9 protein-coding genes are annotated in these 14,242 nt (G+C 40.0%); 4 read left to right on the top strand and 5 right to left on the bottom strand.

Features of this window, described 5'->3' with window-relative positions; all coding sequences use genetic code 11:
* Window positions 1-10: 10 nt before the first annotated feature.
* The 3 genes from CFPU101_RS10200 to CFPU101_RS10210 all read right to left on the bottom strand — a co-directional run bounded on the left by CFPU101_RS10200 (window position 11) and on the right by CFPU101_RS10210 (window position 7,463).
* A complete protein-coding gene (locus tag CFPU101_RS10200) occupies window positions 11-913 on the bottom strand; it encodes an RluA family pseudouridine synthase (RefSeq protein WP_206815241.1) in 903 nt (300 codons plus the stop codon).
* A 70-nt stretch (window positions 914-983) separates the two neighbouring features.
* A complete protein-coding gene (locus CFPU101_RS10205) occupies window positions 984-5,609 on the bottom strand; it encodes an S-layer family protein (protein ID WP_206815242.1) in 4,626 nt (1,541 codons plus the stop codon).
* A 252-nt stretch (window positions 5,610-5,861) separates the two neighbouring features.
* Window positions 5,862-7,463 (bottom strand): TIGR03032 family protein, encoded by a 1,602-nt coding sequence (locus CFPU101_RS10210; protein WP_206815243.1) that lies wholly within the window; start codon window positions 7,461-7,463, stop codon window positions 5,862-5,864.
* A 395-nt stretch (window positions 7,464-7,858) separates the two neighbouring features.
* Between CFPU101_RS10210 and CFPU101_RS10215 the strand changes: the two genes are divergently transcribed.
* A complete protein-coding gene (locus tag CFPU101_RS10215; protein ID WP_206815244.1) occupies window positions 7,859-8,962 on the top strand; it encodes a GTP-binding protein in 1,104 nt (367 codons plus the stop codon).
* A 29-nt stretch (window positions 8,963-8,991) separates the two neighbouring features.
* On the opposite strand, the gene CFPU101_RS10220 is transcribed toward CFPU101_RS10215, so the two are convergent.
* Complete coding sequence (locus CFPU101_RS10220; RefSeq protein WP_206815245.1) at window positions 8,992-9,432, bottom strand: hypothetical protein; 441 nt, start codon at window positions 9,430-9,432, stop codon at window positions 8,992-8,994.
* 50 nt (window positions 9,433-9,482) lie between these two features.
* Here CFPU101_RS10220 and dtd point away from each other — a divergent pair, with 50 nt between their 5' ends.
* Window positions 9,483-9,926 (top strand): D-aminoacyl-tRNA deacylase, encoded by a 444-nt coding sequence (dtd, locus tag CFPU101_RS10225; RefSeq protein ID WP_206815246.1) that lies wholly within the window; start codon window positions 9,483-9,485, stop codon window positions 9,924-9,926.
* A 34-nt stretch (window positions 9,927-9,960) separates the two neighbouring features.
* Here the strand turns inward: dtd and CFPU101_RS10230 are convergent, their stop codons facing one another.
* Window positions 9,961-11,520, bottom strand: a complete 1,560-nt coding sequence (locus tag CFPU101_RS10230) for an ABC transporter permease subunit (RefSeq protein ID WP_206815247.1) — start codon at window positions 11,518-11,520, stop codon at window positions 9,961-9,963.
* A 177-nt stretch (window positions 11,521-11,697) separates the two neighbouring features.
* Between CFPU101_RS10230 and CFPU101_RS10235 the strand changes: the two genes are divergently transcribed.
* On the top strand, window positions 11,698-12,450 hold the full coding sequence (locus CFPU101_RS10235; RefSeq protein WP_206815248.1) for an amino acid ABC transporter ATP-binding protein: 753 nt from the start codon (window positions 11,698-11,700) through the stop codon (window positions 12,448-12,450).
* Between the two features lie 176 nt (window positions 12,451-12,626).
* Window positions 12,627-14,135: a DEAD/DEAH box helicase gene (locus CFPU101_RS10240; RefSeq protein ID WP_206815249.1), complete on the top strand. Its 1,509-nt coding sequence runs from the start codon at window positions 12,627-12,629 to the stop codon at window positions 14,133-14,135.
* The last annotated feature ends 107 nt before the right edge of the window (window positions 14,136-14,242 follow it).

Genomic DNA, 14,242 nt, shown 5'->3' on the forward strand with positions numbered 1-14,242 from the left:
GAACTGGTCGCTATTCTTTAAGCTTTTCAGGTGGTGGAGAAAACACACTGATTAACTCTCTTGTCTTAGGATGAAAAAAGGACAAATGATAAGCATGGAGATGATAACCGCAATCACTAGGAACGGCTAATTTTTCTGCTGTAATCATCTTAGGTTTACCACCGATATCATAAAGAGGATCTCCAAGTAAAGGATAGCCAACAGTTGCTAAATGAATCCGAATTTGGTGCGGTCTTCCTGTTAAAATAGTTACTTCTACAAGAGTTGTTTGAGCAGTTCTTTGTATCACCAGACACTCACTATGAGCCGAGAAACCATCAGGTGTGGCACCATAAATATAACCTAGAATTGAATGAGGTATTTTTCCAATAGGTTGAGTAATCGTAAACTGATTAGGTAAATCACTTTTTCCGACTAAAGCACGATAGATTTTAGTGATTTGACGATCACGCATTTGTTGACTTAAACTAGCTCTAGCTTGAGATGTTTTGGCTAATAACATTAGTCCAGATGTGCCTCTACCTAAACGATGTATTGGATAGGGAGTGTTTAAAGGATACTGTTGTTGCACCTTCGAGAGTAGAGTATGTTCTAAAAATCCTCCACCGGGTAATACAGGTAAACCTGATGGCTTGTCTATAATCAGTAAGTCTGCATCTTCGTATAATATGGCAAATGACAAAGGTACCTCAGGTTCTTGCCAAGGTGGACGATGATAGGTTAAATTTTGTCCCTTTTGTAGGAGTGTGTCTGGTGTTGCGGGTTGATTATTGATTAAAATTTGTCCAGATAAGATTCTTTCTCGCCATTCTTCCTTTGTGGAGTGATGATAGTGTTGAATATAGTAATCTAATAAAGTTAATCCTACTTCAGTGTGTTTGATTTGATTTCGGTACACCCAACCTTGATTCATTTTGATTTGAAAAAAACGTGTTTAATTGGGTAAAGGATATCAATGATATTCCCTTACCCTATTCTTTGTCTTAAGAAATAGTAACAAAATCAGTCGCTGTCAAAGTGGTTGTATTTACCCCAGTTAAGTTAGCTAAAGTTTCGCTACTTCTTTGGATCGAATTACCACTGAAGAACAAATCACCAAACGTCAATCCACCTGCTAAACCGATTTTATCAATTCCAGAAACAAAATCCGTAATCGTATCTGTTCCTTCACCACTAGCTAGAACAAAGGTATCAGAACCACTATTACCTGTGAGTGTATCATCATTCAAACCACCATTAAGGATATCTGAACCATATTCACCCACTAATATATCATTACCATTTCCGCCATTTAGCGTATCATTACCACCTAAGACTGCACTAAAATCGATACTACGGAGAGCAAAATTAGCTCCATTAATCGCACTTATGTCTAAGCGGGTAAATAACGCTTCATTAAAACTAGCGGTAAAAACACCATTAGTATCAATGTCATAGGTTTTCGTGCCAACGGGCGTAGTACCATTAAAAGCACTGATTTGTACTTCAGATTCCGAAGTGGCGAGAGTTACGCGGTCTAAATCAATCACCGCAGCAAGAGCCGCATATAGACCTTGAGTCGGTAAATTATACTGTAAAGTGGCTTGCAATACTTCTGAATCATTAATCCGTTTTCTCAGTTCTGTATTGCCATCTGTACTACCAATAATGCCGATCGCTTCTCCTTGATCGACGAAGAATTTATTCGTGCCAGTCGTCGTCAGTTGAATGGGGTTTAAATCATTAACGATCGTACCATCTTCGTTAACGGTGGTATTAGGATTATCGACACCATTGGTATTAATGGTATTGACACCGCCGCCATTTTGTGTTTGTCTGGCATCTCCCACAACTACACCATCGATAAGGGCTTGGGTAAATAGAGAATCGCGCTTTAAACGAATCTGTATGGCTGAATCATAAACGGTACTATCTTCGAGGTCGCCAATCAGTGTATCGTTTCCTGCAAGCCCATTCAAGAGGTCATTTTTGTTAAGTCCTTTAATGAAGTCGTTTCCTAATGCACCAAATAGGGTGTCGTTATTGGATGTGCCGATTTTAACTAATCCCGTAACGGCTGTTACTGATACATTGACGGTTGCAGTATCGTTGAAGGTGCCATCGCTGAGGGTGTAATCAAAACTGGCGTTACCTATAAAACTGTTATTGGGTGTAAAGGTGATGAAGTCATCTTCATAATAAAGAGGTGTGCCGCTATTGTTGAGGATGGCTGTACCGTTGCTAAAGTTACTGACACTCACGATGATTAAAGTATCATTATCAGGGTCGCGATCGTTGGCTAAAAGTGTGGTAGCACTGATATATAGTGGGGTATTTTCTTCGGTAGTTACTGTATCATCATTAGCTTCAGGTGCTGAGTTATCATCTAAACCATTAATCGTAATGGTAATTGTTTGTGTGGCGGTTCCATCAATACTTGATACGGTAAAGGTTTCGGTTTTGCTTTCTCCAGTATTGAGGTATTGTACAGCACTATTCGCAACGATGTAATTATAGTTTCCTGTGGGTGTAATACTCAAACTGCCTAAGTTTGATGCTGAACTGGTTACAGTTGTACTAAATTGGTTTTCTCCAGTATCGACATCATTTACTGTGAGTGTAGCCGTTGCGGTTAAATCTGGATTACTATCATCTTCAGTAACGGATGCGATGGAAGTGCCTGTGATGGTTGCAGTATCGTTTACACCATTAATGGTAATTGTGATGTTTTGAGCAGTTCCATCAATACTTGATATTGTAAAGGTTTCGGTTTTGGTTTGAGCCGTTCCTAAATACTGTACTGCACTATTCGCAACGATGTAATTATAGTTTCCTGTGGGAGTAATACTCAAACTGCCTAAGTTTGATGGTGAACTGGTTACAGTTGTACTAAATTGGTTTTGATTTGCATCAACATCGTTAACGGTAAGATTTCCTGTAGCTGTTAAGTTAGGGGTAAAAGCATCTTCGGTAACGGATGCGGTGGAAGTGCCTGTGATGGTTGCAGTATCGTTTACACCATTAATGGTAATTGTGATGTTTTGAGCAGTTCCATCAATACTTGATATTGTAAAGGTTTCGGTTTTGGTTTGAGCCGTTCCTAAATACTGTACTGCACTATTCGCAACGGTGTAATTATAGTTTCCTGTGGGAGTAATACTGAGACTGCCTAAGTTTGATGCTGAACTGGTTACAGTTGTACTAAATTGGTTTTGATTTGCATCAACATCGTTAACGGTAAGATTTCCTGTCGCTGTGAGATTGGGATTGCTGGCATCTTCTGTGACCGACGCATTGACATTTCCTGTAATAATTGCTGCATCGTTTACACCATTGATGGTAATTGTAATATTTCTAGTGGCGGTTCCATCAACACTTCTGACGGTAAAAGTCTCAGTTTTGGTTTGACCCGTTCTTAAATACTGTACCGCACTATTAGCAACGGTATAAGTATAGGTTCCTGTGGGAGTAATACTCAGACTGCCTAAGTTTCCTACTGAACTGGTTACAGTTGTATTAAATTGATTTTCTCCAGTATCAACATCGTTGACAGTAAGATTTCCTGTCGCTGTGAGGTTAAGATTGCTGGAATCTTCTGTAACCGACGCATTGACATTTCCTATAATATTTGCTGGATCGTTGATTCCTGTAATCGTAATCGTAGCGGTTTGGGAAGTACTGCCACCATTGGAGTCAATCACATTATAAGTGTAGGTGATGACAGAGTTCTGACCCGCATTCACGCTATCATAATCTCTGGGGTCGATATTTAAGCGATTTCCATTGACGGTAATGCCAGAAGTATTGCCAGTTGCCGTTAATCCTGAAATACTGAGTGTCTCTCGTCGATCTAAATCACTGGTACCCGTTAGTAAATCGAGGTTAAAAGATCCAGTATCCTCGATAGCAGTGGCAGTCAGGGGCGCACCCACCAATGGAGCGCGATTGGCACGCTGGAACACGGTTTGGCCTGTATTTTTACCGATAAAAGTATCCAAGTCCCCATCTAAGTCGATATCAGCAAAGGTGGTTGAGGCAGCACGCCCCACATCTTCTATGCCGAAGGGGTTAGTAGCTTCAAAAGTGAAAGAGGGAGATCTGACCGTTCCAGTATTGCGGAAAAAATTGGTATTGCCATAATAGTCACCAGAAAAAGCATCTAAGTCTCCATCCCCATCGATATCGTTCAAGGTTAGTGAACTAGAATTACCCACATTTGGCAGTCCGAAGGGGTTAGTAGCTTCAAATGTGAAGGAGGCAGTCGTCGCCGTTCCCGTATTGCGATAAAACTGAACATTGCCTGGATTATCAACACCAAAAAAATCTTCGTCTCCATCTCCATCGATATCAGCAAAAACGAGCGCAGAATAGAAGACATCGGTCGCAGGTAGCCCAGAGGTGCTGGTCTGTAGGGAGAAGGAGGGATTTGTAGCTGTTCCTACATTTTTGTAGAACCTGAGAGTTTCCGCAGTATCAAATCTATGGAATAAAGCATCCACGTCTCCATCTGCATCAATATCAGTAAAAGATAGAAACGCCAAACTAGTCGTCACCGTCGGCAGTCCGAAGTTATTAGCTTCTGGGGTAAAGATTGGCGCGATCGCTGTTCCCGTATTTCGGTAGATTTGAACTTTTCCTCTAAATTGAAAGTCCGTAGTACTTGGAATTTGAGTCAGAGAAAAGATGATCGCATCCAAATCGCTATCACCATCAATATCGACAAAGTTTGGGAAAGCAAAAAAACCGATATCTGTTAGTCCGAAGGGGTTAGAAACGGGAGCCACGAAATTAATTGCTGGAGGCGGGGCGGGCTGATTCTGGTAGTACAGCGTATTGCCGTTACTATTCCCAACGATTGCATCAAGGTCGCCATCGCTGTCAAGGTCGGCAAAGGTTGGCGTGGCAGATCCTCCCACATCTGTGAGTCCGAAGGGATTAGTCACTGGAGTGGCAAAACGGGGATCAATGGGAGTTCCTGTATTTCTGTAGTAAAAAGTATTGCCATCACTATTCCCAACGATTGCATCAAGGTCACCATCACTGTCGAGGTCGGCAAAGGTCGGCGTGGCAGATGCTCCCACATCTGTGAGTCCAAAAGGGTTGGTCAGTGGAGGGGCATAAATCGGATTAATGCGGGTTCCTAGATTTCTGTAGTAAAAAGTATTGCCATCTCGATTCCCGACGATTGCATCGAGGTCGCCATCGCTGTCGAGGTCGGCAAAGGTCGGCGCGGCAGATATTCCCACATCTGTGAGTCCGAAGGAATTGGTCACTGGAGGGGCAAAAATCGGATTGCGGGCATTTCCTGTGTTTCTGTAGTAAAAAGTATTACCATCACTATTTCCGACGAACGCATCAAGGTCGCCATCGCTGTCGAGGTCGGCAAAGGTCGGCGCGGCAGATATTCCCACATCTGTGAGTCCAAAAGGGTTGGTCAGTGGAGGGGCAAAAATCGGATTACGGGCATTTCCTATGTTTCGGTAGTAAAAAGTATTGCCATTTCGATTCCCAACGATTGCATCGAGGTCACCATCGCTGTCGAGGTCAACTAAGGTGGGTGTGGCATACAATTCCACACCGATTAATCCAAAGGAGTTGGTGATGGGATTTAAAAAGTTAGGATTAGTCATAATTTTTTCTTAGTGGCATTTTGCGGGAAGGAAAAATATTCTGTTTAAGCCAATCAGTTACAAATTGGTTTGGTAGATTCTCTAAATTTTGATTAAGACACCCCAATCATGAGTTTACAGGAGCAATGTTAGATTTAACGTCATTTTTAGTGTAAGATTTTGGTTTTTTAACAATTTTTAAGATTTGCGGCCTTTGAGCAACGCTTTAAGCTAATTCTAAGCTGTGTCTAGAATTTGCGATAACCAAATGGTTTAAATGTTTAACAATTTGAACGCTGTTTGCACAGTTTCATTAAGTGGTTTAAGTTGCCAATTCAATTTCTGTAATAATGGGTCTAGAGCAATACTGGTTAGATCGCTGATTTGATAAATGATTTGTATTATATGACATTCATTCTTTACCAGTTCGATTTCTAGGGCATGAACTAAACGTGTGCCGATACCAAGTCCTTGATAGGAAGGCAACACCAGCAGCGAGATCAGTTCTGCTATTCCATTGGTCAAGATTTCTGCGATCGCAAAACCAATTATTTTCCCTGCTACTGATCCCGAAATTCCAATCAGTTCCCCTCTTTGTGGTATATTTGTCCAACGTTGGCTTAGACGGGGAAATGTTAAATCATCGTAGGGCAGTAAATTACTAGGATTTAGGTGATAAACACGCTGATATTTAATCTGATCCTTTATTGTTCCTTCTCTTTGCAGGAGAGGGTTAGGGTGAGGTTTTGGTAGTCCCGCAACGGGTGCTGGCTGACCTAAACTTGGACTTTGGGCTGTGGGTTTAGTAATAACAATCCCCCCCGAACTGGGAAAAGTAACCAAACGTTGTATCTCATCATTTTGTAATCCTACTGCTTGCGGACGACGAACATTCGACAAAACCGCCACATCAAATAATTCTTCAACAATGCCATCGAGGTGTAACCAGTGGAGTACTTCTCCTGTGGAAAGCGAGATCACCATCAGTCCACATTGAGGGCTTTTTCCATCTTTGGCTAATCTTTCTTCTAAAACCAATCCAGTAAAAGTACGCGCCCTGAGTTTCGATAAACCGACTATTGCCACATCCCCCCAAAATGCCAAACCCCTCAGAAACCCTGGACAAAAAGCAATTGGGACAAATTTCTCACCCTCAATGTATCCCAGTTCACCTGTACCAGAATTGAGTAACCATAATTTTCCCTGATAATAACGGGGAGAATGAGGCATCGATAAACCTCTGATCATAATCTCATTACTCGATACATCAATCACCACACCGCCATCTTTGCGATGATTTCGCCATCCCGCCGCCGTATCAGTAGTACTGCAAGCCGTTACATAAGCGGGTTTTCCCTCCTTCATCGCTAACCCATTAAGATGACAACGGTCTTCAGCAACGAGTTTTGAAATAAAGGACGGTTGCCAAATCGGAACAAAACTATAATCAGGACTGAGAGTGGCTAAACAACTAAAATCAGTATTGACAAAAATAACATTATGTAAATTGTCTAACACCACATCATGAACATTGAGATCCCCTGTCGTGTAAGCAGTTCTTGGAACATAAAGACGATCCGCTTGCAGATCTCGCGAAGCGAGGGCGCAATTTCCCCACATCTCGCCCGCACTCAAGTGATTATCCAAACGCCAAATTTGATAGCGCGTACTTAGGTAAATCTGCTCATCGACTGCGTAGAGTCCCATTGGTTTATCGAATAACCGTTCATGGGCCGCAATTTTTCCCTCATTAGTTATCCCAATCAAAAAAAGACGATTAGTTTGATAGGTGGTAAAAGCAAGACTAACGTGTTCTTGTTGTAGCCAAAGAAGGAGAGAATCCGATGCAGAAATCTTTAAAAGAGGGTTAGACATGAGAGCCAAAAACGGAATAAGGTGAGATAGTGACCAGTAAATCGGTTAAAAAACCATATTCAAACAAGTTATAGCTTCGTTTAGTTGATTACTGTAATTTTTCAGTTACACCGCTTAACTTTAGAGTCTACAGAAGGGATGTTAAACATAGCGTAAATCTTAAGATAATATTTTTTTTCTTTACAATTTGTTATGTTCGTTGAAATTGAGTGTTTTTTCAATCATTCGTGTTGAACAGATCGAAGCCCTGACATAGAACGTAGGTAGCTTAATATAGATCAAGATATACAAGAATAATGCTTCTCAACTAGCGGATCAGCAATAATAAAGAAGAGACGATATAAGTCTAGCCCTTACTTTGACCTTAATATTTTTTGATTCTGAGACAAAATACTATGCAACCCGTTGAAACGCAAGTCACATCCTCTGAAGCAATGGATACCCCGAAGCTAGGTTTACCCGTAACGATTATTACTGGTTTCCTTGGCAGTGGTAAGACAACCTTACTCAATTATATTCTGACGAATCAACAAGGTTTAAAGACAGCCGTTTTAGTCAATGAATTTGGTGAAATTGGAATTGATAATGAATTAATTGTAGCGACTGATGAAACAATGGTGGAACTCAACAACGGATGTATCTGCTGTACAATTAATGAAGATCTCGTGCAAGCGGTTTATAAAGTTTTAGAACGTCCTGAAAAAATTGATTATCTAGTCGTTGAAACTACGGGTTTAGCAGATCCTTTACCTGTTGCACTGACTTTTTTAGGCACAGAATTACGCGATATGACTCGTCTAGATTCGATCGTTACTCTAGTTGATTGCGCTAATTTTAGTTTAGATTTGTTTAACTCACAAGCAGCACAAAGTCAAATTGCCTACGGTGATATTATTATTTTAAATAAAACCGATCTAGTCGATGAGGCTGATGTTGATGCTTTAGAAGTCAGAATTAGAGATCTAAAAAATGATTCAAGAATTCTTCGTACAACAAAATCACAAGTTCCCTTACCGTTGATTTTAAGTGTTGGTTTATTTGAGTCGGATCAATATTTCGAGCAAGTAGAAGATCATCACGATCACGAGCATGATCATGTACATGATGAACATTGTAACCATGAACATCATGATCATCATCACGATCATGATCACCATCATCATCATTCAGATCACTTAGAAAATGATGGTTTTACTTCGATTTCTATTGCTAGTGATCAACCTTTTTCCATTCGCAAATTTCAATATTTTCTCGATAACCAATTACCAGAGAATGTTTTCCGCGCTAAAGGTATTCTTTGGTTTGATGAAAGTCCCAAACGCCATATTTTTCATCTAAGTGGAAAACGGTTTACAATTGAGGATGACGAATGGAAAGATCAACCTAAAAATCAACTGGTTTTAATTGGACAAAATTTAGATCACGAAAAACTCAAAGAACAGATCAATCATTGTCTCTGTATGCCTTCTACCACTCGTGGTAAAGGTTTTGGCAAATAAATCTAATTTAGGGGTGGCTCAAACCACCCTTATATTGTATCTGGATCTACACCAAGGGAGCGCAATATTTCTTCTAATTGTTGGCTACGGTTTTGTGCTACTAAAGCTTGTTCTTCGGGGGATAAATAACGCCTTCCATGCTCATCATACCAGTATAGCCATTCACGTTCTACGCGATCGTGTACTCCCCACGCCCGTCCAATTCCTAAACCAACTTCAGGCATCCAAAACGGTTCACCGATGCGCCTTTGATAAATTCCATCAACCAAACAATACATTTCAAACGGTTCATGTTGATCTCCCATATTAACCCCAAAAAACCAGTCTAAACGAGTTGACCAGATAAAACTAAGGATAAAACGCAGAAAATTAGGGACTAGGGTTTGTAATTCGTTGTCCACTGGTAAATCGTCCGAGTCTAAAAGTTCGTCACTGGTAGGAAGTCGTAAGCTGGGGTCAAACTGTACCATAATGAGATAAATAATACCATTGTTCTAGTTTTTAAAATTATATATACTTTATGCGAGTCGTGATTCAACGGGTTATCTCTTCACAGGTGAAAGTGAATGAGCAAATTATTGGCAAAATTGGTCAAGGATTAAATTTATTAGTCGGAATTGCAGCGACAGATACAGAAGTAGAATTAGATTGGATGGCGCGAAAATGTTTAGAACTCCGATTATTTAAAAGCGAAACCGACGGCGAAAAATGGGAAAAATCAGTACAAGAAATTCAAGGCGAAATATTAGTCATTAGTCAATTTACACTGTATGGAGACTGTCGTAAAGGTCGTCGTCCATCATTTAGTGATTCGGCACCCCCGACAAAAGCTGAAACACTTTATAATCAGTTTGTTGAAAAATTAAAAACCAGTGGTTTAAAGATAGAAACGGGTCAATTTGGGGCGATGATGCAAGTGAGTATCGAAAATGATGGCCCAGTGACTTTAATTTTAGAAAAATAAAGACGCGATTAACCCGCGCCTCTACTTCATGTTATTATTTACTACCAACGGTGACGCGATCGTTACTAGCCGCATAAGCCGCTTTTTTCGCTCTGGCTTCCGCTTGTTTGAGAGGATCCATCCGTTTTTCTAACCACTTAAAGAAATAAGATGATAAGGTTGTTAGAACCAGATAAACGAGCGCAACTGCAATATAAATTTGAAACGCTTTATAAGTAGTTGCTACACCTAATTGTCCTTGACGAAATAACTCTTCAAAACCAATAACCGCCGCTAAACTGGTATCTTTAATCAGGGTAATAAATTCATTCCCTAATGGGGGTAACATCCGACGAAATGCTTGAGGAAAAATCACCTCTTTCATCGTTTCAGCATGATTCATCCCCAAAGATTGACAAGCTTCCCACTGTCCTTTATCAATCGATTCAATCCCACCGCGCATAATTTCAGCTAAGTATGCAGCAACGTTTAAACTTAGGGCAATAATCGCCGCAGGAAGTCGATCTAAACTAAAATCAAGTCCAATTCCTTTAAACAGTGCAGGTAATCCAAAATAGATAATAAATAACTGCACTAGCATCGGAGTGCCTCGGAAAAAATCGACATAAATTCTACAAATCGTTCTCAGCCATTTGTAGGGAGAAATCAGCGCAAGTGCAACCCCTGTTCCACCCAGTAAACCAAACAAGAACGATAGAGATGTGAGTAATAAAGTCCAAGGAACCCCGTAGAAAATCAGTCTACGGAACGTATCACCCCAATCAAAACCCGATTTTGTTGCTCCTTGTAAAGCGGGTGCAACTGGGGGTATAGTTGGAACTTTTCCAGAAAACCATCTTTGAAAAATTGCTTCATATTTGCCGTTTTCTAACAGTGTCGTTAAAGCATTATTGATGTCGTCAACTAGCGGCGAATTCTTAGGTAAAGCAATTCCATAATATTCTTCTGTAATTTGCTCTCCTACTACCTTAATTCCTGCTAATCCTGCTTCTTTAACAGCATACAAGGTGACAGCAGCATCATTAACTACAGCATCGACTTTTCCGTTAAGAAGTTCCTGTAAAGCTAATGCCGCCGAATCAAACTGAGAAACTTTGGCCCCTTCAATAGCGGTGGCTGTAGTTGCACCTGTTGTCCCAATTTGAACGGCGATTCTTTTTCCTTTTAAATCATCCAGACTTTTGATGCTATCGTTATTGTCTTGGACAGCGATCGCTAATCCTGCTTTAAAATAAGGACGGGAAAAGCTTAGAGTCTGTGCGCGTTCGGGTGTAATCGTCATCCCTGATACGGCTGCATCAATACTACCCGATTGCAAGGCTGGAATCAAACCATCAAACGGCAAACTCACCCATTCAATCGGTCTTTTTAATTCTTCTCCAATCGCTTCTAATAACTCAACATCAAATCCTGTGAGTTTTCCCGTCGCTTTATCCTGCATTTCAAACGGAGGGAAAGTGGGTTCTGTCCCAATTCTTAAAGGTTTACCTTCTTGTGAAATCGCTGGAATTGCACTGAGGAGAAAAGCTAAAATTAAGCCAATCATTCCCAATGCTAATATCCGTCTTTTTTTAAAACGCCTAAATATTAACATTTTTAGAGTTTCCTCCGCCTAAAATGAAGCGTATCGGTTGAAAGTTTAAAATATATGATGCCATCGTTAGTATCAATCCTAAACCTTGTTGCAAAATGTAACATCACATACAATAAGCCTGAAAAAACTACGATAATTTAAAACAACAAAGATTAATCAGCTTTCCTTCAAAGAGTTATGTCAGATTCGACAGCCGTTATCTCCTGTAATAATTTACGCAAAAGTTTTGGTTCTTTAGAAGTTTTAAAAGGAGTGACGAGTCAAATTCATAAGGGTGATGTCGTTTCAGTGATTGGCCCTTCTGGATGTGGCAAAACAACTTTTATTCGGTGCTTAAATCGTTTAGAAACGCTCACCAGTGGACAGCTAGAAGTGATGGGGATGGATATGTCTTCCCCTAAAGTTAGTCAATCGGCTTTACGAAAAATGCGTAGTAAAGTCAATATGGTGTTTCAGCACTTCAATTTATTTCCCCATTTGACTGTACTCGAAAATTTAATGTTAGCTCCTTGTAAAGTTTTGAAACATCCCGTAGCAGAATCCAAAGAGCGAGCATTTTACTATTTAGATAAAGTAGGTTTAGCCGCGAAAGCCGATTTTTATCCAGATCAACTTTCAGGGGGACAAAAACAACGAGTAGCGATCGCTCGTAGTCTCTGCATGAAACCTGAAGTGATACTCTTTGATGAACCGACTAGCGCACTTGATCCCGAATTGGTTGGTGAAGTTCTAGAAGTAATGCGAAAAATGGCAGAAGCAGGGATGACGATGGTTGTTGTTACCCATGAAATGCAGTTTGCCGAAGAAGTCGCTAACCGTGTTTTCTTTTTTAATCAAGGTGTAATTGAAGAAGAAGGAGATCCAAAAGTAATCTTTAATAATCCTAAAAGCGATCGTCTTAAAGCCTTCCTGAGTCGGATCAATAATTAAATTTTTTCAACAACTCTCCTTATTCATATTCTTCTCCTTGAGTCAGGGGAGGAATTTTATCTACAAGCAACCTCATCGAGTCCTAAATTGATAAAGCCTTTTGTTAAGACAAAGATCATTAGAGTGTTTAAGATCTATTATGATCAGTTTGTTCGTGGCTGCACATACACTCACTTATGGCGCGACTTCCCACTCTAAAATACGATCGAGGCACCTTAATTTTACATCCACCACCCAAGGCGAAAGCGTGGTTAGATTTAGCCGAATGGGACGATCGCATCGAAAAATATCGCATACGTGGCATTAATTATCGTAGTCTAATCGAAATCCTACAAGCTGAAAAAATCGAATTTATTGACCAAGCTAAAGAATTTTTCCCCTTAGAGTTAATCTCCAGTTTTGAACGAGAACCCTATCCCCATCAACAAGAAGCCTTACTTGCTTGGAAACAAGCCCAAAGACGCGGTGTAGTTGTTTTACCGACTGCTTCGGGAAAAACTTATCTCGCACAACTCGCGATGGAGTCTACCCCCAGAACTACTTTAATTATCGTACCGACTATTGATTTAATGCACCAATGGTATGCACAGATGTTAGCCGCCTTTCCTGATGTTGAAGTGGGTTTATTAGGGGGGGGTTCTAAAGATCGTAGTCCCATTTTGATCGCTACTTATAACAGTGCCGCTATTCATTCAGAAACATTAGGAAATTTATATGCACTCTTAATATTTGATGAGTGTCATCATCTGCCTACCGACTTTTTTCGGACAATTGCCGAAGATGCGATCGCGCCCTATCGTCTAGGTTTAACTGCGACTCCTGACAGAAGCGACGGAACTCATCAAGAACTAGATCAATTAATTGGATCAGTTATTTATCGTAAAACCGCCGAAGAACTCTCAGGAAAAGCTTTAGCCGAACATCAAGTCATTCAAATTAAAGTTAAGCTTTCAACCCATGAAAGAGAAAGATATACAAAAGCAATTCAGACTCGGAATGATTTTTTACGTCAATCTAAAATATCTTTAGGTAGTCTTCAAGGATGGCAATTATTTGTACAAGCAAGCGCGAAAACAGCCGTAGGAAGACAAGCCATGTTAGCCCACCGAGAAGCGAAAGAAATAGCCCTTGGAACCGATGGTAAGCTGAGAGTTCTTGCTGATATTATCTGTGAACATTATCCCGATACTATTTTGATTTTTACGAATGATAATGCAACTGTTTATCGGATATCCAAAACTTTTTTAATTCCTGCAATTACTCATCAAACTCCTGTCAAAGAAAGACACGAGATTTTAACACTTTTTCGAGAAGGCGAATATAAAACCTTAGTCACTTCTCATGTATTAAATGAAGGCGTTGATGTTCCTGATGCTAAAGTGGCGATTATTCTTTCGGGAACAGGTTCACAAAGAGAATATATTCAAAGATTAGGACGGGTTTTAAGAAAAGGACAACAAGAAAATAAATTAGCAATTTTGTATGAAGTGGTTGCCGAAGATACTAGCGAAGAAAAAACATCGCAAAGGCGACAAGGTAAAAAGCAAGAGTCTAAATATGCTGTTTCTTCGAGTAATAAACAATTAGAATTAATTCCTTTTCCAACATCTAAACCTGTTCCTAAAGCGGCTGAATCTTCTACACAATGGAAAACTGATAATCAGGAAATAAATGAAGATGATTAAAATTATATAAATTTGCTATTTAAAATACAACAAATAACAAATTTATGTTAATTTATTATTAATAGCGATTGGGGTAAAAAAGTTATGTTATACCAATTATTGAAAAA

This window comes from Chroococcus sp. FPU101 (genome assembly GCF_017312365.1).
Taxonomy (GTDB): domain Bacteria; phylum Cyanobacteriota; class Cyanobacteriia; order Cyanobacteriales; family Microcystaceae; genus Chroococcus.

Bases quoted from the DNA above. Each gene is read 5' to 3' on its own strand.
- CFPU101_RS10200 (WP_206815241.1), bottom strand. From the start codon at position 913: ATGAATCAAGGTTGGGTGTACCGAAATCAAATCAAACACACTGAAGTA.
- CFPU101_RS10205 (WP_206815242.1), bottom strand. From the start codon at position 5,609: ATGACTAATCCTAACTTTTTAAATCCCATCACCAACTCCTTTGGATTA.
- CFPU101_RS10210 (WP_206815243.1), bottom strand. From the start codon at position 7,463: ATGTCTAACCCTCTTTTAAAGATTTCTGCATCGGATTCTCTCCTTCTT.
- CFPU101_RS10215 (WP_206815244.1), top strand. From the start codon at position 7,859: ATGCAACCCGTTGAAACGCAAGTCACATCCTCTGAAGCAATGGATACC.
- CFPU101_RS10220 (WP_206815245.1), bottom strand. From the start codon at position 9,432: ATGGTACAGTTTGACCCCAGCTTACGACTTCCTACCAGTGACGAACTT.
- dtd (WP_206815246.1), top strand. From the start codon at position 9,483: ATGCGAGTCGTGATTCAACGGGTTATCTCTTCACAGGTGAAAGTGAAT.
- CFPU101_RS10230 (WP_206815247.1), bottom strand. From the start codon at position 11,520: ATGTTAATATTTAGGCGTTTTAAAAAAAGACGGATATTAGCATTGGGA.
- CFPU101_RS10235 (WP_206815248.1), top strand. From the start codon at position 11,698: ATGTCAGATTCGACAGCCGTTATCTCCTGTAATAATTTACGCAAAAGT.
- CFPU101_RS10240 (WP_206815249.1), top strand. From the start codon at position 12,627: ATGGCGCGACTTCCCACTCTAAAATACGATCGAGGCACCTTAATTTTA.